The sequence below is a fragment of the Pseudomonas sp. 382 genome (assembly GCF_002759075.1).
Taxonomy (GTDB): Bacteria; Pseudomonadota; Gammaproteobacteria; order Pseudomonadales; family Pseudomonadaceae; genus Aquipseudomonas; species Aquipseudomonas vlassakiae.
In genome coordinates, this window is sequence record NZ_PEMX01000009.1 from 80,969 (window position 1) to 106,923 (window position 25,955).

A 25,955-nucleotide genomic window follows, 5' to 3' on the forward strand; every position below is an offset into this window, starting at 1 on the left:
GATGGCCATAAGGACTGTGCTGCTGGCAATGATGCTGAGCCTTGCCCCTTGGGCGGTGGCGGCCGATGCGTTACCGAAGCAGATTCACCTGGTCAGCGAAGAGTGGATCGACTACACCAATGCCGATGGCAGCGGTGTGGCCTGGGATGTGCTGCGCAAGGTGTTCGAGCCTGCCGGGGTCAAGGTGGTGGCCCAGAGTGCGCCGTACAGCCGCGCGGTCGGCCTGGTCAAGCGTGGCGAGGCCGATGCCTGGGTCGGGTCGTACAAGGAAGAGAACGACGACAACCTGTATCCGCGCTGGCATTTCGATATGGACCACATCTACGCCCTGGGCCTGGCCAGCAAGCCGGTGCCGACCTTAGCCACCGTCGGCCAGTACCGCCTGGCCTGGGTGCGCGGCTATGACTACGGCAGTTACCTGCCCAATGCGCACAACTTCCGCGAAATCCAGCGCCGCGAAGGCATCCTGCCGATGCTTGAGCATGAGCGGGTGGATTTCTACATCGATGCGCAGACCGAAGTCGACTATGTGCTCGGGCAGGCCTCGCAGCCGGAGCGTTTTCGCAGCACCCATGTGGCCGAATTGCCGCTGTACCTGGCGTTCTCCAGAAACGAGCACGCCAAAGCCCTGTGCGACCTGTTCGACAAACGCATGGCCGAGCTGGTGCACAGCGGCGAGCTGAAGCCGATCTTCGAGCACTGGAAGCAGCCGTATCCCTTCACGGCGGACAGCAAGCCACAGTAAGACCACTGTTTCATGGCCTGCGCGGCCTCCTGTGGGAGCGGGCATGCCCGCGAAGCAGGCGACGCGGTGGATGGCACCGGCGCTGCCGGTGTTCGCGGGCACGCCCGCTCCCACAGGGGTCGTGTAAGGCCCAGGCGAGTGCCAGCCCCCGACTAAGCATCGAACTTTTCGATCTTAAGCCACGGTATTCAACGAGCGCACACGCAGCGACCTGCTGATACAATCGGCTCACGAGAAATTTCCTACTTAATCCAGGAGCACAACGTGCCCGTCGTCTTTGTTGCCGCCTCGAAACTCCCGACTCCCTTTGCGATCTTCACCATGCATGGCTTCCTCGACGAAGCCACTGGCCGTGAGCACGTCGTGCTCAGCCTGGGTGATATCGCCGACGGCGAGCCGGTGCTGGGGCGCCTGCACTCCGAGTGCCTGACCGGCGATGCCCTGTTCAGCCAGCGCTGCGACTGCGGTTCGCAGCTGGAAGCCGCGCTGCAGGCGATCGCCCGTGAAGGCCGTGGCGTGCTGCTGTACCTGCGTCAGGAAGGCCGCGGCATCGGCCTTCTGAACAAGATCCGTGCCTATGAGCTGCAGGATGGTGGTGCCGACACCGTCGAGGCCAACGAGCGCCTGGGCTTTGCCGCGGACCAGCGCGACTACGCCATGTGCCTGCCGATGCTCGAGCACCTGGGTGTGAAATCGCTGCGCCTGATGACCAACAACCCGCGCAAGGTCAAAGCGCTGACCGACATGGGTATCAAGGTCGCCGAGCGCGTGCCTCTGCACACCGGGCACAACCCGCACAACCGCTACTACCTGGCGACCAAGGCCGGCAAGCTTGGCCACATGCTGGGTAATGAACACCAGGGCGAGGCGCCCCAGGCGTGACTCGTGGCGAGGTCAAGCGGCGCCTGGCGCTGGCCTGGTGGCAGTACCTGGCGGTTGGCCTGGTGCCGCTGCCGGTCATGGCCTGGGCCTTTGGCGGCGGCGAAGCACTGATCCCGGTGCTGGCGATGCCGCTGTTCATCGCCGGTGCCGCGACCATGTTCCTCAGCCTGCCGCGTTTCGGCGCCTACAAGCGGGCACTGATCGCCACCTCGAAGGTGCTGGGCACGGCTGAAGAGCCCGCCGCCTGGATCATCCTGGCGCGGGTGCGGCGCATGGCCATGCTGTTTGCCTGCTTCCCGGCCTGGGTCGCTGCGCTGTCGGTGCTGGTCGGGCTGGAGGCGGTGCCGCAGATCCTCCTCGCGCTGTCCACCGTGGTGCTGCTCTACCTCTACCGCATTCCGCGTCAGCTGGGCTGATGCGCATCCTGCTCTGCCTGCTGGCATTGCTGGCCCTTGGCGCAAGGGCCGGCGAGCCTTTGCGCGTGGTCAGCCTCGCGCCGTCGATGAGCGAAATCATGCTCGAACTGCACGCCGATGACCTGCTGGTGGGTGTGCTTGACGGCGGCGAGCGACCGCAGGCGCTGCAACGGCTGCCTTCGGTCGGGCGCCAGGGCCAGCTGGACATGGAAACCCTGCTCAGTCTCAAGCCTGACCTGCTGCTGCTCTGGCCCAGTAGCGTGGCACCCGCCCAGCGCGACCAGCTCAAGCGCTTGGGCATTGCCACCTACAGCGCCGAACCCCACGACCTGAATCAGCTGATCGAGCAGATCGAGGCAATTGCCGTGCGTGTCGGGCGGGGCGAGCAAGGCAGGCCCTACGTGCAGGCGTTGCGCGAGCGCCTGCGGCAGCTGCGCCAGCAATACCGGCGCGAGCAGCCGTTGCGGGTGTTCTACCAGGTGTGGGATCGGCCGCTGTACACCCTGGGCGGGCGGCAGGTGGTCAGCGATGCCTTGGCGGTGTGTGGGGCGCGCAATGTCTTTGCCGATCTGAGCCAGCCGGCACCGCAGGTGAATGTCGAGTCGGTGCTGATGCGTGACCCGCAGGTGATCCTGGCGGGTGACAAGGCGCAGCTGGCGAGCTGGAAGGCCTGGCCGCGGCTGAGCGCGGTGGCCGGCGAGGGCTTGCTGGTGGTGCCGGACAAAGGCCTGGAGCGGCCCAGCGGGCAGATGATCGAAGCCACCGCCCGCTTGTGCGCGCTGCTGGCGGCTAGAGTGCCGGCGTCCAGGTGATGCTGAACAGCGCAGTGCGGCCTTCTTCGCGGTAGCCGTAGCTGGCCCCATCGAAGCTGTACAGCGCCCGGCTGTAGTCCTTGTCCAGCAGGTTATCCAGCTTCACTTCCAGCTTCAGTTCCTCGCTTGCCAGCCAGCCTGCACGCAGGCCCAGCAAGCCGTAGCCGCCGAGTCGATTGCGGTTGGCTTCGTCGTCGTAGCTGGCGCTCACGGCCTGCCAGCTGGCGCCTACGTTTAAACGTTCGAACTGGCGATCCAGGTCCAGGCTCAAGGTGCGGCGGGCGCGGCGGGCGAGGGTATGGCCACTGTCGCGGTCACGTGGGTCGATCAGCGCCAGGCCAAGCTGGCTGCGCCATTCGCCCCATTGCTGGTCCAGTGCCATCTCCAGGCCGTTGATACGCGCCGAGGCGACGTTTTGCGGAATCGAGTCCTGGCCGAAGATGATCGCGTCGCGCAGGTCGGTGCGGTACAGCGAGGTCTCCAGCCGGCTGTCATGGGTCAGCTGGCTGCGCCACTGCACTTCATAGCTCTTCGAACGCTCGGGCTTGAGGTTCGGGTTGCTGTACTGCGGGTAGTACAAGTCGTTGAACGTCGGGGCGCGGAAGCCTTCGCTATAGGACAGCAGCACGTCATTGCGGGCATTCAGCGGTATGGTGAGGCTGCCACTCCAGGTGGTCTGGCCGCCGAACTGCTGGTTCTCGTCGTGCCGTACACCCAGCTCGGTGGAGAAGTCTTCACCGCTGTAGCGGTGCTGGATGAAGGCCGCACGGTTCCAGCGGCTGTCTTCGCTGAAGTCGGTGCTGCCGTGCACGCGGTCTTCGTACCAGTCACCGCCCAGCAGCAGGTTGTGTTGCTCGGCCAGCTTCAGGTCGTTCTGCCAGGTGATCTGGTCACGGTAAGTGTTGAACACGAAACGATCGTCGCTCAGCTTGTCGCGCTTGTCGTCACGGTTTTCGCTGTGGGCGAGCTCCAGGCGCAAATGCCAGGCATCGTTGAGCTGAGCGTCAAGATAGCTGCCCAGACTGCTGACGCTGAAGTCGGTGTAGGGCTTTTGCCCGAAGCTTTCGAAAGTGACCGGGTCGAAGCGGCCGAACGGGTTGTCGTATTCGCTGCGGCCGCGGCTGTCGAGCAGGTTCAGGCCGGCTTCGAAGCGCTCGTCGAAAGTATGGCTCAGGCTCAGGGTGAGCGACTTGTCGCGGTAGGCGTCGTGGTCGCCGTCGCTGGCAAACGACGGGCCGGTCGAGTCGATGCCAGCGGTTTCATCGAGGCTGGCGCCGAGGTTGAAACGGGTAGCATCGTCACCGCCGGACAGCCCCAGGCTGCGCTGGAACGTCTGGTTGCTGCCTGCCGCCAGGCGCAGGCGGGGTTGCAGGCCAGGGCCGCTGCTGCGGCGGGTGAAGATCTGGATCACCCCGCCGATGGCATCGCTGCCATACACCGCCGAGCGCGAACCGCGCAGCACTTCGACGCGTTCGATCTGGTCGACATCGAGAAATTGCAGGCCGCTGTCGCCGGAGGTGGCATTGGCGATACGCACGCCATCGACCAGCACCAGGCTCTGGGCGGCCTTGGTGCCGCGGATGAAGATGCCAGGCAGGCTGCCGCGGCCTCCGGTGGGCGCGACTTGCAAGCCGGGCACGCGGGTGAGCAGGTCGGTCACGCTGCTGGGTTGCAGGCGGTCGATGTCGGCGCGGGTGAAGACGGTGTTGGCGGCGCTGGTGGCGGTGCGCGATTCGACCTGGCGGTTGGCGCTGATCAGGGTGTCGGGGAGTTTGAGGGCGTCGTCGCGCTCGGCGGCCAGCAGGATCGTGGGGGCGCAGAGTAGCGCAGCACAGGCGGCATTTTTCATTGGCAGTTCCAAAGCATTCGCGGGCATGCCCGCTCCCACATGGGCATCACCGGCCTTGAGGGCGGTGAGCTCTCTGTGGGAGCGGGCGTGCCCGCGAATAGGTCCTAAAGGCCGAGCTTGGCCATTCGAGCCTTGACGGAAGCCTCGATGCCAGCAGCATCCAGCCCACACTCGGCCAGCATCTGCGCCGGCTTGGCATGCTCGACATAGATGTCCGGCAGCCCCAGATGCAGCAGCGGCTTGACCACGCCCTCACGGGCCAGGAACTCGCCCACGGCAGCCCCGGCGCCCCCCATGATGCTGTTTTCTTCGATGGTTGCCAGCAGCTCATGGCTGGCAGCCAGTTCCAGCACCAGGGCCTCGTCCAGCGGTTTGACGAAGCGCATGTCGACCACGGTGGCGTTGATCTGCTCGGCAACCTGCTGGGCTTCGGCCAACTGCACGCCGAAGACCAGCAGGGCAACCTTTTCACCTTGCCGGCGAACCACGCCCTTGCCGATCTCCAACGGTTCGAGGTCACCACTGATCGGTGCATTCGGGCCGGTGCCACGCGGGTAGCGCACAGCGGCAGGGCCGTTGTACAGGTGGCCGGTGCTGAGCATCTTGCGCAGCTCGTTCTCGTCGCTCGGGGTCATCACCAGCATGCCAGGGATGCAGCGCAGGTACGACAGGTCGTAGGCGCCGGCGTGGGTCGGGCCGTCTTCGCCGACCAGGCCGGCACGGTCGATGGCGAACAGCACATCGAGGTTCTGCACCGCTACGTCGTGGATCAGTTGGTCGTAGCCGCGCTGCAGGAAGGTGGAGTAGATCGCCACCACTGGCTTGCTGCCTTCGCAGGCCATGCCTGCGGCCAGGGTCACCGCGTGCTGTTCGGCGATCGCCACGTCGAAGTAGCGCTCGGGGAAGCGTTCGCTGAAATCGACCAGGTCGGAGCCTTCCTTCATCGCTGGGGTGATGCCCACCAGGCGGTTGTCGGCGGCGGCCATGTCGCACAGCCACTGGCCGAACACCGCAGAGTACTTCGGCCCGCTGACCTTTTTCGGCGCAGCCGGCTTGTCGGCGGGTTCGAGCTTGGTGATGGCGTGGTAGCCGATCGGATCGACCTCGGCGGGGGCGAAGCCCTTGCCTTTCTTGGTCACCACGTGGAGGAACTGCGGGCCTTTGAGGTCACGCATGTTGCGCAGGGTGGCGATCATGGTCGGCAGGTCATGGCCGTCGATCGGGCCGATGTAGTTCCAGCCCAGCTCTTCGAACAGCGTGCCCGGCACCAGCATGCCCTTGGCGTATTCCTCGGTGCGACGGGCGATTTCCCAGGCACCGGGCAGGCGCGACAGCACCTTCTTGCTGCCCTCGCGCATGCTCGCGTAGGTGCGGCTGGAGAGGATCTTGGCCAGGTAGTTGGACAGGCCGCCGACATTGCGCGAAATCGACATGTCGTTGTCGTTGAGGATCACCAGCATGTCGGCGTTGACTTCCTGAGCGTGGTTCAACGCTTCGAAGGCCATGCCGGCAGTGAGGGCGCCGTCGCCGATCACGGCGATCGACTTGCGTGCGCTGTTCTGCAGGCGGGCGGCGATGGCCATGCCCAGCGCGGCACTGATCGAGGTGCTGGAGTGGCCGACGCCGAAGGTGTCGTACTCGCTCTCGCTGCGGCGCGGGAAGGCGGCGATGCCGTCCTTCTGGCGCAGGCTGAGCATGCGCTTGCGGCGCCCGGTAAGGATCTTGTGCGGGTAGGCCTGGTGGCCAACGTCCCACACCAGCCGGTCGTCCGGGGTGTCGAAGACGTAGTGCAGGGCGATCGTCAGCTCGATGACGCCCAGGCCGGCGCCGAAATGCCCACCGGTCTGACCAACGGTGTAGAGCAACTCCTGGCGCAATTCGTCGGCCAGGGTCTCCAGGTCGGCTTCAGCCAGCCGGCGCAGGCCGGCAGGCGTGTCAGCGCGGTCGAGCAACGGCGTGACCGGGCGTTCGCGGGGGATCTCTTGAAACGTCGTGGGCATCAGGCGAGTCGTTATAGGTGTGTGAAGAGGCGGCAGTTTACCCCATTGTGGGAAAAGCTGCCCATTCATGCGGGTGCTGCTGGGGCTGCTTTGCAGCCCTTCGCGGGCAAGCCCGCTCCCCCAGGATTACCACTGTATTCACGGCCAGTGAAGTCCGTGTGGGAGCGGGCCTGCCCGCGAAGGGCCGCAAAGCGGCCCCACTCAATCAGTGACGGCGCTCGACGATATAGCGTGCCAACGCCCGCAGCGGCTCGGCATTTTCGCCAAACCCTTGCAGTGCGACCAGCGCCTGGTCGCGCAGTTCGATTGCGTAGGCCTTGGCGGCTTCCAGCCCCAGCAGGGCCGGGTAGGTCGGTTTGTCACGGGCGATGTCAGCCCCCTGGCGCTTGCCCAGGGTGGCGGTGTCGCTTTCCACGTCGAGGATATCGTCTTGCACCTGGAAGGCCAGGCCGATGGCCTGTGCATAAGTCTGCAGGGCATCCAGTTGTGCCTGCTCGGCGCGGGCACTGGCCAGGGCGCCGAGGCGCACACTGGCTTCGATCAGGGCGCCGGTCTTGTGCCGGTGCATGAATTCCAGGGCCTGCTGGTCCAGCTTCAGGCCGACCGAGCCGAGGTCGATGGCCTGGCCGCCGACCATGCCCGCAGGGCCTGCGGCCTTGGCCAGGGCCTGGACCATGGCCAGGCGGGTGCTGTCGGCTTGCGGGCTCAGGGTTGGGTCGAGCAGGGCGCTGAACGCCAGGCTCTGCAAACCGTCACCGGCAAGAATCGCGCAGGCTTCGTCGAAGGCCTTGTGGGTAGTCGGCTGGCCACGGCGCAAGTCGTCGTCGTCCATGGCCGGCAGGTCGTCATGCACCAGCGAATAGGCGTGGATCAGTTCCACCGCACAGGCCGCCCCGTTGGCTTGCTCGGCTGGCGCGCCAAGGGCTTCGCAGGCGGCATAGGCGAGCAGCGGGCGCACGCGCTTGCCGCCGTTCATCACGCTGTAGCGCATGGCGGCGTAAAGCCGCTCCAGCTCCCTGGTCGGGGCGACGAACAGCGGTTCGAGGGCGGCGTCGACACGGGCCTGGCAGCTGGCCTGGTAAGCAGTGATCATGCCTCTGGCTCCGCATCGAACGGCTGCGCGGCCAGTTCGCCGTCACGTTCCAGCAGGATCTGCACTTTCTGTTCGGCCTGGGCCAGGGCGCCCTGGCAGTCGCGGGTCAGGGCGATGCCTTGCTCGAACGCGGCCAGCGAGTCTTCCAGCGACAGTTCGCCGTTCTCCAGGCGCTCGACCAGGGCTTGCAGGTCGGCGAGGGATTGTTCGAAATCGATGGAGGCTTTTTTGCGGGCCATGGCGACAGTCTCGGTGGCGGGTCAGAACGGCGCGACGTTAGCAGAGCGGGGCGGGGGGAGCAAACATCCGACTAGCTGATCAGTTAACGCGCAAATTTGTGGGAGCGGCCTTGTGTCGCGAAAGGGCTGCGAAGCAGCCCCGCAATTTCTGCATTTACGCTGAAATTCTGGGGCCGCTGTGCGGCCCTTTCGCGACACAAGGCCGCTCCCACAGGGATCAGGCTGGCTCGGCCTCGAGTTGCACCATGGCCTCACGGCACCGCGCCAGTTCCTCGATGGTCAGCACCGGCAGGTTGTACTGCCGCGCATACACCGCCACCTGCTCACCCTGCGCCATGCTGCCATCGGGATTCATCAGTTCGCACAGCACCGCCGCCGGGCGCAGACCGGCCAGGCGCGCCAGGTCCACCGAGCCTTCGGTATGCCCGCGACGGGTCAGCACACCCCCATCGCGCGCGCGCAGCGGGAATACATGGCCCGGGCTGACGATATGGCGTTGCTCGGCGGTCGAACGCAGCGCCGCTTCGATGGTGGTGATGCGGTCCTGGGCGGAAACGCCGGTGCTCACGCCTTCGGCTGCCTCGATGGTGACGGTGAAGCCGGTGCCGTGACGGGCCTGGTTGTTCTGCACCATCGGCGCCAGCTGCAGGGCGTCGACAGTGGCTTCGTCCAGGCACAGGCAGACGATGCCGCTGCAATCGCGGATCATCATGGCCATGGTCTGCAGCGACAGGTTCTCGGCAGCGGCGACGATATCGGCTTCGTCCTCGCGGTCGTCATCGTCGAGCAGCAGCACAGGGCGCCCGGCCTGGAAGGCGGCGATGGCGGCGGAGACATTGGGAAATTGTTTTTGCAGCAAAGGGGACATGAAACGCTCCTCGTGATTGATCGATGAACGTCTCGGGGCGAACAAAATGCGCGCGCAGGGGCGCCCGAATGGCCCCTGCCTGACGCCTTCTTTCATCCGGACTATGACCGTCGGCTCTGGAGTCGCACCAGATCTGCTGACCCCCGGCATGGCCGGGGCGCTCGCGGGCTCATCTTTCGATTTACCGCCGGTGGGGACTTTCACCCCGCCCTGAAGACCGGCCAAGCATACAGCACTGTGCCACCTTGCTGGCAAGCCGCTGTTCCAAGACCTTCGGCGGTATCATGCAGGCATGGCTCAACAGGAACAGCCCCATGGACATTCTCCAGGTCGCCGGTGGCAAGCCGGTCAAACTGTGGACCGACGGCGTGCCGGTCGAAGACGACGCCCGTCGGCAACTGCTCAATACAGCGAAGATGCCGTTCATCTTCAAGCACCTGGCGGTGATGCCGGATGTGCACCTGGGCAAGGGCTCGACCATTGGCAGCGTGATCCCCACGGTCGGCGCGATCATCCCCGCCGCGGTGGGCGTCGACATTGGCTGCGGCATGATCGCGGCGCGTACCTCGCTGCAGGCGCGTGACCTGCCGGACAACCTGCACCGCCTACGCGGCGCCATCGAGCAGGCGGTGCCCCACGGCAAGACCTTCGGCAAACGCGACCAAGGTGCCTGGGACAACGTGCCGGGCCTGGCAGACAAAGCCTGGGGCCAGCTCGCCGGGCGTTTCAAGGCCATCACCGACAAGTATCCGCGCCTGGAAAAGACCAACAACCGCCACCACCTTGGCACCCTGGGCGGCGGTAACCACTTCATCGAGGTGTGCCTGGACGAGGCCGACCGGGTCTGGTTCATGCTGCACAGCGGCTCGCGCGGTGTCGGCAATGCCATCGGCAACCTGTTCATCGAACTGGCCCAGGCCGACATGCGCCAGCACCTGGCCAACCTGCCGGACAAGGACCTGGCCTACTTCGAGGAGGGCAGCCGCCATTTCGCCGACTATGTCGAGGCGGTGGAATGGGCGCAGGACTTTGCCCGGCGCAACCGTGAACTGATGATGCTGGCGGTGATCGCGGCCACCCGCAAGGTGCTGGGCAAGCCGTTCGAGGCAAGCCTGGAGGCGGTCAACTGCCACCACAACTATGTGCAGCGCGAGCAGCATTTCGGCCGCGAGGTGCTGGTCACGCGCAAGGGCGCGGTGTCGGCGCAGAAAGGGCAGTTGGGCATCATTCCTGGCTCCATGGGCGCCAGGAGCTTCATCGTGCGGGGGCTGGGCAACGAGGAATCGTTCTGCTCCTGCAGCCATGGAGCGGGCAGGGTGATGAGCCGGACCAAGGCCAAAAGCCAATTCACCGTGGAAGACCAGCGGCGGGCCACGGCCCATGTGGAGTGCCGCAAGGACAAGGACGTGATCGACGAAATTCCGATGGCGTACAACGACATCGATGCGGTGATGAAGGCACAGAGCGAGTTGGTGGAAGTGGTGCACACGCTGCGGCAGGTGGTGTGTGTGAAAGGTTGACCTGTCCCGGCCTCTACGCGGGGCAAGCCCTACAGGAACACCACGGTATTCGAGTGAGGTGAGCACTTGTGGGAGCGGGCTTGCCCGCGATGCGCCGCGCGGGCGGCGCTCGATCTGATAGGCGCTGCACAACTGTCGGCATACAAAAAAAGGGCATTAAAAAGCCGGCTTGTGGCCGGCTTTTTAATGTTCTGTAAAATTCTGATGAGGTCTAGCTACTTGTGTTTTTGGCTAGTAATTACAGGGTTTTGAGCCTAGTATCCGTCCACTGATTGCCAATGGTTACCATCAAGAGCTGCGGCTAATTGTATGGGCTAATGTATGGGCTGGGCGGAGGTGGTGTGACGAAGCTGACGGTTGTGGGTGTTAACAAGCTGCTCAAAGAGCGAAAGCCAGGTATGACCAACGATGGTCAAGGTCTGTATTTCAGGATCACTACTGCGGGTGGTGGCGGATGGATTTTTCGGTATCGCTCAGGCGGCAAACTCCGGGACATGGGCTTAGGTTCATTCCCTGACGTCAGCTTGCAAAGCGCTCGCGTAAAGGCAGCTGATGCGCGGAAGCAGATCGCACACGGAATGGACCCTTTGCATGAGCGGGAACTGGAGCGAGAGGCTGAGCGGGACGCTCGGCTCGCCAACGCAGCCAAGTCAGTCACCTTTGAAAAGCTGGTTGCTGATTACATCAAGGCTCATGGTGGAGGTTGGTCGGAGAAGTGGCGTAAGGGCTGGCTCTCCAAGATGGAGCGTTATGCATTCCCCAGCATTGGAAGCTTGCCGGCAAGTCAGATTGCCGTTGAGCAGGTCCTTGGAGTGCTCAAACCCATCTGGAGCTCCAAACCGCGCACGGCTGATGAGGTCAGAGGGCAGATCGAGCAGCTTTTAGATGCCGCCAAGGCCCGAGGATTGCGCGAAGGTGAGAATCCGGCTCGCTGGCGTGGGCACTTGGACAATCTGCTATCCAGAGACGCCAAGAAAGTGGCAAGGAAGCGCACACATTTCGCAGCCATGCAGTGGCAGGCTCTACCGGCTCTGATGGCTGAACTTCAAATGGTTGACACCTTGCCCTCGTTTGCTGCCCAGCTTTTGATCCTGACCGGAGCACGTGCCCGAATGGTGGGGTTCGCTCGATGGGATGAATTCGATTTAGGGGCGCGCACGTGGTCGCTTTCAGCTGAGCGCATGAAAATGCGAAAGGAGTTCGTTATCCCCCTTGCCGCTCCGGTGGTCGAGTTGTTGAGCAAGATTCCACGCGTCGAAGACAGCCCGTACCTCTTCCCAGGCCGTGGTAAAAGTGGGGTGATGCATGCCAATGCAGTTCGCAATCTTCTGCATGGGCTCAATCATGATGACATCACTCGCCATGGGTTTCGTTCAACGTTCCGGGATTGGGCCGCCGAGCGCACGAGCTACCCTCGTGAAATTTGCGAGATGGCCCTAGCGCACGATGAGCGGGACCAGACGGAAGGGGCTTACTCGCGCACAAATTTTCTTGAGAAGAGGCGTGATCTGATGGCCGACTGGGCGAGATACGCGCTTAGCTCTCCCTCTGATAATGTCATCCAAGGTGAATTTGGTAGACAGGCGTAGCATGTTGGAGAATGAAGAGTGAGACGTGACCATCAGTTGCTTCAGTGGCTTTCAATAGATCAGGCGCTGGGGAATCTGTGCAACATCACTGGGGAGCCCATTTCGGAAGAGGACCTCTTCAGTCTGTGTGAGGAGGGCAAATGTAGCGCCTACTACCAAGCTGGCGGCATCCGAGGGAATACCCAAGTCGCATCACTCGAAGAAAAACCGCAGGAGGTGTTTGGAGCGGGTTATCAAAAGATCCTTAATGCTTCTGATTTGAGGGGGGCGCTCGGAACAGGTGCGGTTCAGCTAAGCCTTGTGGGGCCGGTCTTTTCCACTGATCCCGATGATTACGAGGAGTCTAGATGTGTGTGGGACGCTGTGGTTGCAGATAGTCGTCGCAAGATTCGTTTCAAAACGACGGATATACAGGCGCTGGCGGATACGATCACAGGACCCTCTAGAAACGAGGCTTTAGACGTTCGAGAAAGGCGAAGTCTCCTGGCATTAATCGCTGTGCTTGCTCAGATGAACTCTATCGACCTAACCGAGCCATACAAGGCCGCCGGAATCATCGAGACGGGCGCTTCAAGGCTGGGGCTTTGGGTTCCGGGCGAAGACACGATAGTCAAGCACCTCAAGCTCGCTGTCTCGGCAAAACAGCCCTGATATCCCCTGTTAGGGTTTTGCCTCACCCTAATAGGGCACATCCCGTCTTCGGCACATTACTTTGCTCCCTGTCACCCACACAGCGCCACTAAGCGCCATGGAGCAAAGTAATGGAAAGAAACCTGATTGATAGCCACGCCCAGCGCCGCATCCTTCGTCGTCCTGAGGTCGAAATGCGAACTGGGTTCAAGCGCGCGCATATTTACAGCCTGATGAGTCGAGGCCTCTTCCCTAAAGCCGTGCCGATTGGCTCTAGAGCTGTCGGGTGGGATTCATTGGAGGTCGAAAGGTGGGTAGCGGATCGTCTTGCTGGAACGCTTACCCGCCTTTCAGTTTCAGTTGGGGGCGCCGTATGACGATTTTTGCCTATGTCCGTGCTACTGCTACTCACCCAAGTGGGGACGCTCAGCGTAACGAAATCGCGGCGGCACACCGTGTTGAGCGCTGGTTCAAAGATGTAGAACTCGGCGAATCGACATCTATCCTTGAGCTGCCTGGGTTCAGCGAATTATTCAAGCTCGCCCGAAAGGGCGACACCGTGATCGTGTACGCAAATGAATGCTTAGGCAGCTCTGTCCGTGCATTTCTTCAGGCTCTTGAAGCGCTCCAAAAAAGGGGCGTTCAGGTAATGTCGGTCCAAGGGGGGGATCTTTCGGCTTTCGGCCGGCAGGTTTTCAGGACGTTGAACTCAATCGCTCGACTGAGAGATACCGTCAGGGGAGCAAGATAAAAGGCCCCTGTATCCGGCTCGGAAGGTGTACTTTCTGAGCCAGCCGAATCGGCCGCGCTCGGGCACGAAAAATATGGCCTTCGGTATGGCTCAGATATGTTGAATTAATCTGAGCCATGCCTTATATTTTGAGCCATGATTATGAGCCAGCAAGGGCGCCGCAACTATGACCATTCTCGCTTACGTTCGGGTCAGTACCGAAGATCAAAGCACAGATGCTCAGCGTCACTCGATTTCACAACTTCACAATGTCGAGCATTGGTTCGCAGATGAAGCTACCAGCGGCGCTATCAAGGCCCTACAGCGTCCCGGCTTTGCGGAGCTTTTCAAGTTCGCGAGAAAAGGCGACACCCTTATCGTCTCTGCTATCGACCGTCTTGGCCGGGACACCATCGACGTGCTCGAAACGGTGGAGGCTCTCAAGTCTAAAGGCGTGGCCGTCGTTTCGATGCGAGAGGGATTTGACCTTTCCAGCCCAATCGGAAAAGCCATGCTGACCATGCTTGCTGCCGTTGCGGAGTTAGAGCGCTCCAACATCAAGGCCCGACAAATGGCCGGCATCGAGCGAGCCAGGGCTTTGGGGCAGAAGCTGGGCGCACCTAAAAAAGTCGATGATCTGGCTGTTAGCGCATGGCGGGCAGCGAACTCGGCAACCATTCAGGAAACGGCTGCTCAATTCGGTATATCCATTGCATCTGTCAAAAGAGCTTGCGCCAGCAAGCCCTCAGTCACCGTAAAAGGGGAATGAAAATGGCTGGTAAACAATCGACGCCGGATCAAGCAGCCCAAGCGGTGATACTAAGAGAGGCGGGTTGGACCGTCTCAGGGATTGCACAGCGCCTGTGTATCAGTGTCAGCACAACGCAACGTCTCCTCAAAAAACACAATGCCGTTGCTGGCGCCGGAACTCAGGCGCTGATCGAGAAAGCCAGGGAAGAACTGCTCACCACAGCATTCTCCTTGGACGCGGTACAGCAAACAGCAGCCTCGCTGGTGGCTGATGAGCTGGCGCTGAACCAGCAAATCCGGACCAAGCTTGCGAATGCTCTTGAAGTGCTCGACCCAACCAACCCGATTGTCTTCCGCTCGCTTGCAGCAGCATCCACTGCACTCAAGCTGACGCAGGACGTGACACGACGAGCCCTCCCCCTTGAAAAGCTGAACCAAGCTCTCGACATTGAAGAGCTCCCGGAGTTGAAAATACACATCATGGATGATGCAGACGTCGCTGAGATGCGCGCACAGCAGCGGCTAGAGGAGGCCGAACTAGAAGGGGATCTTCAAGGCATTGAGGATGAGTTGGAGACATTGCGCTGGCTTGACAGCAGACGCCTGGCGCACATCCAGCAGCATGATGACGATGTCATCAGTGAAGGCCCTGACCTAATCTTGCCCGGATGATGACCGGGCAAGTGTCAAAGTCTTAGAAATCAGTGTAAGTATGGAACACCCTGACGTCATCCAGGGTACCTCAAAAATGAAAATTAGCCCCTAGCCTGGGCATCTGAAGGTTGCCATGAGCAATGATAATCACAGCCCAACCATCGAGGCTTATCCCCTCGGTGCTGGAGTAAATGCAAATGTCGGCCACTCACAAAAGACCGGAAAATCGCTATCTACTCCAGGCAGGGCGGGGCTTGTGGCTGACTTCCACCTAAGGCACATAGAGCTCGTAGTAGCTATTAGTGACCTCAACCCAGAACATGATCATCAACAACTAGAAGCAGTCAGGAAATCAGATGACTTCATTCAGAACCTGATGAGAAGCTATCAGGGAGCTGGTGAGCTTCCAGGTTGGGCCAAGTTTGTTAGTCCAGAAATGAAGCAGTACTTCCGTCTTCATCTGCTGTGTACGAAGCCCGGCGCGAAAACGATCACCATCCGGCTAGATCATGACGCTGCTGAGGCAGCGCTGGCAGCGCCGCGAGGGCCAGCTAACTATCTCGCCGAGATTATCAAGCGAGCTCTGGCAAAACTAGGCATCAAGTCAGAGCTAGCTTTCAATCTGGAGTTCAACCATACAGGGAGTACGGAGAATCATCCCCTTCACATTCACGGGGCTTTCTGCATTCCGGATGTCAGAATTTCAGAAGTCTCTGAGGCTCTAAGGAGGGCGCTGGCGCTGGGTTACAGGCAGCGCTATACAAACCTTGCGGTGCATATAGAGAATCCACGGAGCGCTCACTGGTGGGCGGCGTACTGCATAAAGGAGTACACAGTCACCGCCGCAAGGCTCGAGGCTGAACGAGGACAAAAAAACCGTCCTGACTATTCTCTTCAATCACTGACACAGGAGGCAAAAGCCTTCTATGAAGAGATCAGTGGCTGGCTAAAAATCGAATAGTTTATGGCCAATTGCCTGAGTTGAGCCCGGAGCTCAAGCGAACGGTGCACCTCAATACCCTGCCAATGCCGAAGCGACTTTATCAGGTGTGGCCTCTACCTCGACTGGCCGTGACCACACAAGCTCAGCGGCCTTCAGCATAGCTCGAGAACGCCTAGCTATAGCCGCCTCATCCCATACTACACATGCAGGCTGCTGGAAATATGTATTGATTAAGAGGGCACTCTGCCCTAACTGTGAACGTTTTCCCAGTAGCTTTGGAGTACCACCATCCACCTCTACAAACGGCCCGTTACTGACGATGCTGTTAAGTGGCTGTGTCAACAGAGTCAGATTGCCAAAGCTGTGCAGCGCTGCCTCCCGAATGTGTTGCATCGAGTCCTCAACCTGGTAACTGGATACGTTTCTCCAGCTCTGAGGCATGACATGCTCAACTGTCAGGTCGGCCTGCTCAGGCACATGATTGCTCGCTTGCTGAGTTCCTCGAGCTGCGTATTCCAAAGCCCGTAAGATGCCGCAAGTCTTTGCAGGCCGAAGGGTCAGGTATGCTTGGCAAGAGCGCCAGGATTCACTGAATCTCTCATCATCCGGCCAGATTTCACTCAAATTCGTTGTTGCGAGAAGAGTCTGTCGAAGAGCGTCTTGGGGTTCAAGGGTGCCAGCCGTTATCGCCTGAACTACGCGCAGAAAAAAATGGCCATAGCTTTTGCTGCTAAGTCCACATATCGCGCGCCTGGTCAGGTATGACGCTAGGTCGCCCAAGGCTTGCTTCAGTTGAGGGCTATCTGGCTCGAGTCGCTCCCGAAGGGCGAGGTAGACCGGGCCGACAGTACCTACATCCAGGGATTTGATTAAACGAGCGAACTCTGCCAGATACCCGGTTCCCGATGGCGAGACGAGCTCTTCGAAGTGCTTACTCGCACGGACAATCCGACCGAGTTCATCGGCAAGGCTTCGTGAGTGCCCTTTTTGCCACCATCCCTTGAAAGACTGGAACACGTGGCTTGTGAGAACACTCTCCTCGCTCCGGAGAATAGTATAGTTGTAGAAGAATAGATCTAGTCGGGGCGAGGCAAGGCGGCCTAACCGCTCCTTCTCCCTCCAGTATGCATTCGCTCCATTCGTTTTACCGTCGCCAGCGATGTCGAAAGGACTCCAATATTTCGCATACAACTCTTGAACGGGTTGTCCTTGCCGGGCGGCTTCGAGGAACACGAAGTTTCGGATTAAATCTGATGCTAGAAGCGGCTCCCCGCGTGCGTTCAGCGTCTCGAAGATCACCTGAGGATCGTCGTCGGCTTCCAGAGTCAAAGTCATGATCTGAACCTGATCCTGCAATGCCATGTATAGAGCTTCAGCTCTCGCAGGGTCTAGTGGAAGCGTACCGAGTACCATAGGTACTTCGTTACTACGCCGAATGCTTCCGATGAGAGCGCTGCCATGCGTGCTTCCATTGCCGCCCGCAATCTCATCATCCAAGTCAACCCCACGCATGAAACTCAAGCAAGCGTGATAAAGGTAGAGGAACGTCTGGACCATTAACGGGCGGTCAATTTTTCTACGTCCGTCTTTCGCAGGGTAACGAGCGCAGAGATCTTCGATGGTTTGTTCTGCGTCATATAACCGTCGTATTTCATCCTGACCAGCTTGCGTTGGCCATACTTTGTAATAGTCTTCGTCTCGCGAGTATGAGCCTCGATTCCTTACAAGATACTCCAGCATCTTAGGGATCGGGCTATCTGCCAACTTAGACGAAGCCTGACGCAGTGCTAGCAGCAGCAATTGCAACGTAGTGGATCGTTGCTGGCCATCGATAACCTCAAACGCACCTACCCGCCCGAATGTGCTCGGTACCGGGGTCATCACGATAGAGCCCAAGAAATGCTTGGGGGCGGCCTTCACGCTATTTGACGGGTTGGCAGCTGAGGCCGCCTTTCGAGCCAATACCGCCTCAGCCTGGTCATGAATATCAGTCCAGAGTGGGCCAACTTGCTTTTCGAGCGTCCACACATACCCGCGCTGGAAGATCGGAATTTGATACTGAAAATCAGAATTAAAGAGGCCAATGACTGTTGTTTTGCTGGGCTGCATACGATGTCCTATGTATCCGGATAATCCTTCATTTCAATCGTGCACCCTAGGCATTGCCTGAGTACTGGAGAGTCATGACCGGTTAAGCGTGCTGGCGCAGATCGTAGCATCACATTGCCATTTGCTACAAAACGATGCTCAAAAGCTGGCTGCACCAGCTATCGAAAAGGTATGGGCTAGAGTATGGGCTGGGAATGGGGTGGTAGCGCGGAGGGTTGATTTGCGGGACTTTGAAGCATTAAAAAGCCGGCTTGTGGCCGGCTTCTCGGGGACGGTTCCGACTAATTTATGGTAAGTCGCAACCGCCTTAACTGTGTGGCCAGCAAGGGCCTGAAAGAGATGGCAAACGGTCGTGTGGAGCGTCGCCGAGCCCTCTGGAACGCGGCTTGCGCCGGCCGGGGCTGAATGTGCCGCGTAGCATACAAGGGCTGGCGCGGTATGCCCAGCAAAAAATGGCACAGCGTGTGTCAGCCGGGGCGTCGCTGGCGGTAATGCGACCAATGGAACACCCAGCCTAGTACTTCCAGCTTCTGCGCCTTGCGCTGTAACGGTGTGTAGCGCTCCACCACCTCACGCCGGTTGTGGCTGTGCAGGCACAGGGTGCCTTGGTGGCCGAGGCTCAGGCTGTTCACCCTGAGCCTGCCGTTGTGCAGCAGGGCATAGATCTCGCCATCAACCACCCGGGTGTAGCTTAGGTCGATCGCCAGGATGGCATCGCGTGGAATCCACGGCGCCATATTGGCAGCCGGCATGGTCATGCAGATGGCTTGCTCCACGGGTACGGCCAAAGCCTCCAGCGCAGGTGCCGGCATTGCCAGGTGATGGCCGTCGATCGCGATGAGCTGGCCGTTGCGCAGCTCGTGGAAGGGTACTTGCACCAGCGGCACAAGTTGGTCCGATGACGCACCGAATGCGTCTATCGGCATTGCCTGTGGCGCATACATGCGCAGAAGCGAATGCGGGTGCTTCGGGCCTTCGCCCGTTTGCAGCCAGCGGCGCTGCACACAGAACAACTCGGCCATTTCGTCGAGGCGGGCAATCGGGATGCCGCGGGTGAACCAGTTGTTGATGTGCTGCGACGTCACGCGGCGCTGGGCAGCGAAGTCTGAGGGGGTCAGGCCACATTCCCGGAGGAGTGCCTTGAGTCGGTCACCGGATCTGTTCATGAGGCCGAGTGTAGCGGCCGGTTGCCAGTAGCGAAATGAACGTGATGTTGATATGAACGGTGTGAAAAATGCTTGGATGTAGGGCGAAGGTGTAGGGCTGCGTAGGATTTTTTACCTGCCTTCCGCGTAACCCATAAAAAACCCCGCTGAGGCGGGGTTTTTTATGCAAAACGGTATCAGCCTTTGTAGGCAGCGACCGATTTGGTGATCGCGGCGCGGGCGGCGTCGGCGCCTTCCCAGCCTTCGATCTTGACCCACTTGCCCTTCTCCAGATCCTTGTAGTTCGCGAAGAAGTGCTCGATCTGCTGGATCAGCAGGGCTGGCAGGTCGGTGTATTCCTTCACGTCGACGTACAGCTGGCTCAGCTTGTCATGAGGCACGGCGATAACCTTGGCGTCGCCGCCGCCGTCGTCGGTCATGTTCAGCACGCCGACCGGACGGGCACGGATAACCGAGCCAGGAGCAACCGGGTATGGGGTCACGACCAGCACGTCCAGCGGATCACCGTCGTCGGCCAGGGTGTTCGGGATGAAACCGTAGTTGGCCGGGTAGAACATCGGGGTGGCCATGAAGCGATCGACGAACAGGGTGTCGCTGTCCTTGTCGATTTCATACTTGATCGGCGCGTGGTTGGCCGGGATCTCGATGGCGACGTAGATGTCGTTCGGCAGGTCTTTGCCAGCCGGAATCTTGCTGTAGCTCATTGGGCAGTGCCCCCGTGTTTGATCAAAAAAGTGGCGGCGATTATAGGCACATTCCGCCAGGCCATGCCACGTGTGCACGGATGTGCGGCCGCATCAGGCGTGGCTTTCGCGGTAATCCGGATGCCCGGCCTGCAGCTTCAGCAGGCGCTCGAGCGGGTTCTGCCGGTAGAACAGCGACAGCTGCTGGTACACCTGTGGATAAGCCTGCTGCAGCAGGTCGGGAGCGCTGAAGAAATACTCGCTGGTGACGGCGAAGAATTCCGCCGGGTTTTCCGCCGCGTAGGGGTCGATGGCGGTTTCAGCATCGGGGTCGGCGTCGAGCTGGCGGTTGAGGTCGTCGTAGGCCTGCTGCATGGCCGCTGCCCAGTCTTCCACGCGCATGCCCGGGTGCAGCGGCGGCAGGCCGTTGGCATCGCCATTGAGCATGTCGAGTTTGTGTGCCAGCTCGTGTATCACCAGGTTGTATGCCTCCCAGCCGCCACTGGCCAGCACCCCGGCCCAGGCCAGGATGATCGGCCCCTGCTGCCAGGCTTCGCCGCTGTGTTCGGCATCCCACGCGTGCTCCACGCCAGTGGCATCGCGGTGGCGCTGCGGGCTCTTGAAGTCATCGGGGTAGAGAATGATCTCGTGGAAGCCCTGGTACCAGTTCAACTCGCCCAGGTGCAGCAGTGGCAGCTGCGCCTGGGCGGCGAGAAACAGGCGCTGCTCGTCGTCCAGCTCGACCCCGGGGAGGGTGGTCAGGTGCTTGTCGAGCAGGAACAGGATGCAGGCTTCGCGCAGCCACTGGTCTTCGGCATCGGTGATGCCATCGAGCATCGGCAGGCGATCACGGATCACCTGCCATTGCTGTGGGTCGATCGGGTAGTGCGCGAGTGTGCGCTTGCGCCGCCAGGCGCTGAAGGACCACATGTCTGCTGTCAGTGGGCCTTGGCGGTGCGGCCCAGGCGGCTGTGCAGCAGGCCGAGGATCATCGGTACCAGGGATAGCAGGATGATGGCGACCACCATCAGCGACAGGTGCTGCTTGATGAACGGCACATTGCCGAAGAAGTAGCCCAGGGTCACCAGGCCACCGACCCACAGCAACGAACCGGCCACGCTGAAGCCCAGGAAACGCGGGTAGTGCATGTGCGCGATACCGGCCACGAACGGCGCGAAGGTGCGCAGGATCGGCAGGAAGCGTGCCATGGTTACGGTCTTGCCGCCATGGCGTTCATAGAAGTCGTGGGTCCGCTGCAGGTAGTCGCGGCGGAAGATCTTCGAATTGGGGTTGCTGAACAGTTTTTCGCCTGTGGTGCGGCCGATGATGTAGTTGGTGCTGTCGCCGAGGATGGCGGCGGCCATCAGCAGGCCTGCCAGCAGGACCGGGTCCATCCCGCCACCGGCGGCCACGGCGCCAGCGATGAACAGCAACGAGTCGCCCGGCAGGAACGGCATCACCACCAGGCCGGTTTCGCAGAAGATCACAGCAAACAGGATCGCATAGATCCAGGGGCCGTAGTTGGTGACCAGCAGATCGAGGTAGGCATCGAGATGCAGGATTAAGTCCAGCGGGTTGAATTCCATGTACAGCACCTGTGTTCTTGCCCGCCTATACGGGCATGCGATGACCGACAATGCCCTCGGCGTCGGCATGACTAACCTGTGAGTGGGTAAATTTTCACACATGACAGGTCGAAGCATTATACGGCCAAGTAGGAAACCTGCCCGTAGAGTTTGTAGCGGGGGGTTACTGTGTGCGCCTGTGCCGGCCTCTTCGCGGGCACGCCCGCTCCCACAGGTACCACACAAGGCTCAAGGGCTGTGCAGTACCTGTGGGAGCGGGCGTGCCCGCGAAGAGGACGGTACAGGTCAGTCCTGGCTGATCGGCAGGATGTAGTTCTCGAACTCGGTGTCCTTGCGAAAGCCGATCGACTCATAGGTCTTGCGCGCCACCTCGTTGTTGGCACTGGTCGATACCCGCATGCGCACGGCCTGGGTCTGCTTGGCCATTTTCTTGGCCTCGCGCATCAGATGGTCGGCCACCAGCATGCGCCGCGAGTCTTCGGCGACAAAGATGTCGTTGAGGATCCATACGCGTTTCAGCGAAAGCGATGAAAAGCTCGGGTACAGTTGACAAAAACCGAGCAATTTACCGTCATCGTCATCCGCCAAGGCCAGGTAGATCACCGATTCGTCGCGTTTGAGGCGTTTCTCGAGAAAGGCACGCGAGCTGTCGGGGAAAGGCAGCTGCCCGTAGAACTCGCGGTATCTGACGAACAGCGGGGTGAGCAGGTCGAGGTGTTCCAGGGTTGCCTTGATGATGCGCATGTGCGGCCCTCAGAGTCCATTTGGGGAAACGGCGGAATGCCTGCAGCTTTCATGGGCATGCTGCCCCAATGCTGGCCGTCAGTGCAATCCGCCTTCCGTTACAGGTTCTTTAACCTTCACCGAGCAGGAAATTGCCGCGCTGGTTGGGGGTGTTTTCACTGTCGATGCTATGGACCTCGGCTTCGTCCTTCAGATTCACACCGGAAAGCTGCCGCCGGCAGGCTTCGCGCATCAGGTATAGCAGGCGGTGGGCTGCCATGCCGTAACTCAGACCCTCCAGGCGGATGTTGGAGATGCAGTTGCGGTAGGCATCGGTCAGGCCGACCTTTGGGGCGTAGGTGAAATACAGGCCCAGGCTGTCTGGCGAGCTCAGCCCTGGGCGCTCACCGATCAGCATCACGGTCATGCGTGCACCGAGCAATTGGCCCACTTCGTCCGCCACGGCAACCCGGCCTTGCTCGACCAGCACCACCGGGGCGCTGGTCCAGCCATCGGCTGCGGCCTGCTCCTCGAAGCGGGCCAGGAATGGCAGGGTATGGCGGTGCACGGCCAGGGCCGAGAGGCCGTCGGCGACCACGATGGCCAGGTCGACGCCTTCGGGGTTGGCCTGGGCATGCTGGCGCAAGCGCTCGGCCGAATCGTCGTTCAGCCGCCGTCCCAGGTCGGGACGTTGCAGGTACTGGTGGCGATCACTGGCAGCGCTGTGCAGCACCAGGCTGTCGCGGCCATGGTCCTTGAGCTGTTCACTCAGGGTGGCGTGGTCGAAGGCCAGGTGCACGGCGTCACGGGCCTGGGCGTGGGCGAACTGGAAGTCCAGTTGCGCAGCGGTAGGCAGGCTGGTGCCGCAACGGCCCAGGGCGATGCGTGCCGGGGTCAGGTTGCGCAGGGCCAGCCAAGGATTTTCAGGGATTGGGGATCGGTCTGCCATGGTCACCTCTAGGCCAACTGGGCCAACGCCTGGCGGAATGCCGGCGGCAGGTTGTCGCCAAAGCGCACGCGACCATCGGCCTGGGTGAAGATGCCGGTGCGTTGCAACCAGGCTTCGAATTCCGGCCCGGGCTTCAGGCCCAGGGTCTGGCGCGCATACAGCGCATCGTGGAACGACGTGGTCTGGTAGTTGAGCATGATGTCGTCGGAGCCTGGGATGCCCATGATGAAGTTGATCCCGGCCACGCCCAGCAAGGTCAGCAGGGTGTCCATGTCGTCCTGGTCGGCTTCGGCGTGGTTGGTGTAGCAGATGTCGCAGCCCATCGGCACGCCGAGCAGCTTGCCGCAGAAGTGGTCTTCGAGGCCGGCGCGGATGATCTGCTTGCCGTTGTACAGGTATTCGGGGCCGATGAAGCCGACCACGGTGTTGACCAGGAACGGCTTGAAGTGGCGAGCCACGGCGTAGGCGCGGGTCTCGCAGGTTTGCTGGTCGACGCCGTGGTGGGCATTGGCCGACAGCGCGCTGCCCTGGCCGGTTTCGAAGTACATCAGGTTCTGCCCGAGGGTGCCGCGCCTGAGCGACAGGCCGGCCTCGTAGCCTTCCTGCAGCACGTTAAGGTTGATGCCGAAGCCGGCGTTGGCCGCCTCGGTGCCAGCGATCGACTGGAACACCAGGTCCAGCGGCACGCCGCGGTTGATCGCTTCGATCGAGGTGGTGACGTGGGTCAGCACGCAGGCCTGGGTGGGAATGTCATAGCGCTGGATGATGGCGTCGAGCATTTCCAGCAGGGCGCAGATCGAGGCGATGCTGTCGGTGGCCGGGTTGATGCCGATCATGGCGTCGCCGTTGCCGTAGAGCAGGCCGTCGAGGATGCTGGCGGCGATACCGGCCGGCTCGTCGGTCGGGTGGTTGGGTTGCAGGCGGGTCGACAGGCGCCCGCGCAAGCCCATGGTGCCGCGGAACCGGGTCACCACGCGGATCTTCTGCGCCACCAGCACCAGGTCCTGCACACGCATGATCTTCGACACGGCGGCGGCCATTTCCGGGGTCAGCCCAGGAGCGAGGGCGCGCAGGCTCTGCTCGTCAGCTTCTTCGCTGAGCAGCCAGTCGCGCAGGCCGCCAACGGTCAGGTGGCTGACCGGAGCGAAGGCCTGGGCGTCGTGGGTGTCGACGATCAGCCGGGTGATCTCGTCCTGTTCGTAGGGGATCAACGCTTCATTCAGAAAATGCGTCAGCGGGATGTTGGCCAGGGCCATCTGTGCGGCCACCCGTTCGCCGTCGTTGCTGGCGGCGACACCGGCCAAAAAATCCCCGGAACGGGCCGGGCTGGCCTTGGCCATCACGTCCTTGAGGCTGTCGAAGCGATAGACCAGGTGGCCTACCGTGTGTACGAAACTTGCCATACAGAATCTCCAGAGCCGCGGGCTGGCCCGCGGCAGGTGGCTTTGATCAGTGCAGCGCCTCTTCGGCCTTCTGGATCGCGGCGAATTCCTCTTCCGGTGTGCCCGCAACCAGGTGGTGGCGGCTGTACAACGCAAAATAGGCGATGAATACCGCATAGATCACGGCAGCGCCAATCACCACCCGTGGGTCGACCAGGAAGCCCGCGACCACGGCGATACACGCCAGCACCAGGGCCAGGCCCGAGGTGAAGATGCCGCCTGGGGTGCGGTAAGGTCGCTCCATTTTCGGCCGACGGATACGCAGGGTAATGTGCGCGGCCATCATCAGCACATACGACAGTGTGGCACCGAATACCGCCACCAGGATCAGCAGGTCACCCTGGCCAGTCAGCGACAGGGCGAAGCCGATGAGGCCGGGGATCACCAGCGCCATGACCGGGGCCTTGCTCTTGTTGGTTTCCGACAGTTTGCGGGGCAGGTAGCCCGCCCGCGAAAGGGCGAAGATCTGCCGCGAATAGGCGTAGATGATCGAGAAGAAACTGGCGATCAGGCCGGCCAGGCCCACCAGGTTGACGAAACTGCCCATCCAGGTAGAACCGCCGTAAGCCTTGGCCAGCGCCTCGACCAACGGGTTGCCGGAGGCCTTCAGGGCTTCGGACCCTGCGCCGCCAGGGCCGACCACCAGGATCAGCAGGGCGAACGCCAGCAGTACCAGCATTGCGCCGATCAGGCCGCGGGGCAGGTCGCGCTTGGGGTTCTTGGTTTCTTCAGCGGCCAGTGGCACGCCCTCCACGGCGAGGAAGAACCAGATGGCATAGGGGATCGCGGCCCACACGCCGACATAGCCGAATGGCAGGAAGCTGCTGGCGCCCGCGGCGTCCGTTTTGGCGATGTCGAACAGGTTGGCTGCATCAAAATGGGGCACCATGGCCACCAGGAATACCGCCAGGGCAATGGCTGCGACCGCGGTGATGATGAACATCAGTTTCAGCGCTTCACCCACGCCGAAGATGTGAATGCCGATAAACACTACATAGAACGCCAGGTAAATCATCCAGCCGCCGATGCCGAACAATGACTGGCAGTAGGCGCCGATGAACGTGGCGATGGCGGCGGGGGCGATGGCGTACTCGATGAGGATCGCCGTGCCGGTCAAAAAGCCGCCCCACGGGCCGAAGGCGCTGCGGGCAAAACCGTAGCCGCCGCCAGCGGTGGGGATCATCGAGGAGAGCTCGGCCAGCGAGAAGCACATGCACAGGTACATGGTGGCCATCAGCAAGGTGGCGAGGAACATGCCGCCCCAGCCACCTTGGGCGAGGCCGAAGTTCCAGCCGGCGTAGTCGCCGGAAATCACGTAAGCAACGCCCAGGCCTACCAGCAGTACCCAGCCGGCGGCGCCTTTCTTCAGTTCACGTTGCTGGAAATAGTCCGAACCGACCTTTTCGAAGTCGACGGAAGACCCTGCCGGCACGCCGGCGGAATGATCGCTTGGCATAGATTCACCTGTTCTTTTTCTTGATGGCCGGAAGGGGTCCGGGCCGATGGTGATAGGTACTGCAGGAAGCGAGCCAGAGCGGTTTTGGCTCTGAAGATTGTGGTAGCAAGTCTGGCCTCTT

General features: G+C 61.3%; 26 protein-coding genes and 1 riboswitch. Of the genes, 12 read left to right on the top strand and 14 right to left on the bottom strand.

The genetic code is table 11. From position 1 onward, the window contains the following. Window position 1 precedes the first annotated feature (1 nt). The 4 genes from CQW31_RS12875 to CQW31_RS12890 all read left to right on the top strand — a co-directional run bounded on the left by CQW31_RS12875 (window position 2) and on the right by CQW31_RS12890 (window position 2,855). Entirely contained in the window at window positions 2-745 is a 744-nt protein-coding gene (locus CQW31_RS12875) for an ABC transporter substrate-binding protein (RefSeq protein WP_054886554.1), read from the top strand. Window positions 746-1,009: 264 nt separating this feature from the next. Further along, entirely contained in the window at window positions 1,010-1,627 is a 618-nt protein-coding gene (gene ribA, locus CQW31_RS12880) for a GTP cyclohydrolase II (protein ID WP_054886555.1), read from the top strand. Next, complete coding sequence (locus tag CQW31_RS12885; RefSeq protein WP_054886556.1) at window positions 1,624-2,043, top strand: hypothetical protein; 420 nt, start codon at window positions 1,624-1,626, stop codon at window positions 2,041-2,043. Before ribA ends, CQW31_RS12885 begins: the two co-directional genes overlap by 4 nt. Then, on the top strand, window positions 2,043-2,855 hold the full coding sequence (locus tag CQW31_RS12890; protein WP_099814627.1) for a cobalamin-binding protein: 813 nt from the start codon (window positions 2,043-2,045) through the stop codon (window positions 2,853-2,855). The genes CQW31_RS12885 and CQW31_RS12890 overlap by 1 nt, the downstream gene beginning before the upstream one ends. Here CQW31_RS12890 and CQW31_RS12895 read toward each other — a convergent pair. From CQW31_RS12895 to ribB, 5 genes are all read right to left on the bottom strand, one after another. Further along, window positions 2,833-4,704 carry a TonB-dependent receptor domain-containing protein gene (locus CQW31_RS12895; protein WP_099814628.1) on the bottom strand — a complete coding sequence of 624 codons (1,872 nt, stop codon included), beginning with the start codon at window positions 4,702-4,704 and terminating at the stop codon, window positions 2,833-2,835. The genes CQW31_RS12890 and CQW31_RS12895 overlap by 23 nt on opposite strands. A 104-nt stretch (window positions 4,705-4,808) precedes the next feature. After that, window positions 4,809-6,704 (bottom strand): 1-deoxy-D-xylulose-5-phosphate synthase, encoded by a 1,896-nt coding sequence (dxs, locus tag CQW31_RS12900; RefSeq protein ID WP_099814629.1) that lies wholly within the window; start codon window positions 6,702-6,704, stop codon window positions 4,809-4,811. A gap of 205 nt (window positions 6,705-6,909) precedes the next feature. After that, a complete protein-coding gene (ispA, locus tag CQW31_RS12910; RefSeq protein ID WP_054886560.1) occupies window positions 6,910-7,797 on the bottom strand; it encodes a (2E,6E)-farnesyl diphosphate synthase in 888 nt (295 codons plus the stop codon). Next, complete coding sequence (locus tag CQW31_RS12915; RefSeq protein ID WP_008092375.1) at window positions 7,794-8,036, bottom strand: exodeoxyribonuclease VII small subunit; 243 nt, start codon at window positions 8,034-8,036, stop codon at window positions 7,794-7,796. The genes ispA and CQW31_RS12915 overlap by 4 nt, the downstream gene beginning before the upstream one ends. Window positions 8,037-8,253: 217 nt before the next feature. Continuing rightward, complete coding sequence (ribB, locus tag CQW31_RS12920) at window positions 8,254-8,904, bottom strand: 3,4-dihydroxy-2-butanone-4-phosphate synthase (RefSeq protein ID WP_099814631.1); 651 nt, start codon at window positions 8,902-8,904, stop codon at window positions 8,254-8,256. Window positions 8,905-8,984: 80 nt separating this feature from the next. Then, window positions 8,985-9,126, bottom strand: a riboswitch (FMN riboswitch). Window positions 9,127-9,218: 92 nt separating this feature from the next. On the opposite strand from ribB, the gene CQW31_RS12925 reads away from it, so the two are divergent. The 8 genes from CQW31_RS12925 to CQW31_RS12960 all read left to right on the top strand — a co-directional run bounded on the left by CQW31_RS12925 (window position 9,219) and on the right by CQW31_RS12960 (window position 15,738). Continuing rightward, window positions 9,219-10,424: an RtcB family protein gene (locus tag CQW31_RS12925; protein ID WP_099814632.1), complete on the top strand. Its 1,206-nt coding sequence runs from the start codon at window positions 9,219-9,221 to the stop codon at window positions 10,422-10,424. Window positions 10,425-10,765: 341 nt separating this feature from the next. Further along, window positions 10,766-12,013 (top strand): site-specific integrase, encoded by a 1,248-nt coding sequence (locus CQW31_RS12930; RefSeq protein WP_256587397.1) that lies wholly within the window; start codon window positions 10,766-10,768, stop codon window positions 12,011-12,013. An 18-nt stretch (window positions 12,014-12,031) separates the two neighbouring features. Beyond that, on the top strand, window positions 12,032-12,664 hold the full coding sequence (locus tag CQW31_RS12935; RefSeq protein ID WP_099814634.1) for a hypothetical protein: 633 nt from the start codon (window positions 12,032-12,034) through the stop codon (window positions 12,662-12,664). A 110-nt stretch (window positions 12,665-12,774) separates the two neighbouring features. Continuing rightward, window positions 12,775-13,020 carry an AlpA family transcriptional regulator gene (locus CQW31_RS12940; protein ID WP_099814635.1) on the top strand — a complete coding sequence of 82 codons (246 nt, stop codon included), beginning with the start codon at window positions 12,775-12,777 and terminating at the stop codon, window positions 13,018-13,020. Continuing rightward, window positions 13,017-13,394 carry a recombinase family protein gene (locus tag CQW31_RS32145; protein ID WP_099814636.1) on the top strand — a complete coding sequence of 126 codons (378 nt, stop codon included), beginning with the start codon at window positions 13,017-13,019 and terminating at the stop codon, window positions 13,392-13,394. The genes CQW31_RS12940 and CQW31_RS32145 overlap by 4 nt, the downstream gene beginning before the upstream one ends. 166 nt (window positions 13,395-13,560) lie before the next feature. Further along, window positions 13,561-14,142 (top strand): recombinase family protein, encoded by a 582-nt coding sequence (locus CQW31_RS12950; protein ID WP_099814637.1) that lies wholly within the window; start codon window positions 13,561-13,563, stop codon window positions 14,140-14,142. Between the two features lie 2 nt (window positions 14,143-14,144). Beyond that, window positions 14,145-14,795, top strand: a complete 651-nt coding sequence (locus CQW31_RS12955) for a helix-turn-helix domain-containing protein (protein WP_099814638.1) — start codon at window positions 14,145-14,147, stop codon at window positions 14,793-14,795. A gap of 115 nt (window positions 14,796-14,910) precedes the next feature. Next, complete coding sequence (locus CQW31_RS12960) at window positions 14,911-15,738, top strand: hypothetical protein (protein WP_143524217.1); 828 nt, start codon at window positions 14,911-14,913, stop codon at window positions 15,736-15,738. Window positions 15,739-15,789: 51 nt separating this feature from the next. Here the strand turns inward: CQW31_RS12960 and CQW31_RS12965 are convergent, their stop codons facing one another. From CQW31_RS12965 to eat, 9 genes are all read right to left on the bottom strand, one after another. Then, complete coding sequence (locus tag CQW31_RS12965; RefSeq protein WP_099814640.1) at window positions 15,790-17,829, bottom strand: DUF262 domain-containing protein; 2,040 nt, start codon at window positions 17,827-17,829, stop codon at window positions 15,790-15,792. Between the two features lie 467 nt (window positions 17,830-18,296). Then, window positions 18,297-18,995: a helix-turn-helix transcriptional regulator gene (locus CQW31_RS12970; protein WP_099814641.1), complete on the bottom strand. Its 699-nt coding sequence runs from the start codon at window positions 18,993-18,995 to the stop codon at window positions 18,297-18,299. A gap of 176 nt (window positions 18,996-19,171) precedes the next feature. Then, window positions 19,172-19,699, bottom strand: a complete 528-nt coding sequence (ppa, locus tag CQW31_RS12975; protein ID WP_003255365.1) for an inorganic diphosphatase — start codon at window positions 19,697-19,699, stop codon at window positions 19,172-19,174. Between the two features lie 93 nt (window positions 19,700-19,792). Continuing rightward, window positions 19,793-20,608 carry a zinc-dependent peptidase gene (locus tag CQW31_RS12980; RefSeq protein ID WP_099814642.1) on the bottom strand — a complete coding sequence of 272 codons (816 nt, stop codon included), beginning with the start codon at window positions 20,606-20,608 and terminating at the stop codon, window positions 19,793-19,795. Between the two features lie 8 nt (window positions 20,609-20,616). Continuing rightward, window positions 20,617-21,264, bottom strand: coding sequence for a DedA family protein (locus CQW31_RS12985; RefSeq protein ID WP_099814643.1), 648 nt, complete (start codon window positions 21,262-21,264; stop codon window positions 20,617-20,619). A 285-nt stretch (window positions 21,265-21,549) separates the two neighbouring features. Continuing rightward, complete coding sequence (locus CQW31_RS12990) at window positions 21,550-22,008, bottom strand: GNAT family N-acetyltransferase (protein WP_054886183.1); 459 nt, start codon at window positions 22,006-22,008, stop codon at window positions 21,550-21,552. Window positions 22,009-22,117: 109 nt separating this feature from the next. Next, window positions 22,118-22,936 carry an ethanolamine ammonia-lyase subunit EutC gene (gene eutC / locus CQW31_RS12995; RefSeq protein ID WP_054886182.1) on the bottom strand — a complete coding sequence of 273 codons (819 nt, stop codon included), beginning with the start codon at window positions 22,934-22,936 and terminating at the stop codon, window positions 22,118-22,120. Between the two features lie 8 nt (window positions 22,937-22,944). After that, window positions 22,945-24,339, bottom strand: coding sequence for an ethanolamine ammonia-lyase subunit EutB (locus CQW31_RS13000; protein WP_054886181.1), 1,395 nt, complete (start codon window positions 24,337-24,339; stop codon window positions 22,945-22,947). A gap of 46 nt (window positions 24,340-24,385) precedes the next feature. Continuing rightward, window positions 24,386-25,834, bottom strand: a complete 1,449-nt coding sequence (gene eat, locus CQW31_RS13005) for an ethanolamine permease (protein ID WP_054886180.1) — start codon at window positions 25,832-25,834, stop codon at window positions 24,386-24,388. Between the last annotated feature and the right edge of the window lie 121 nt (window positions 25,835-25,955).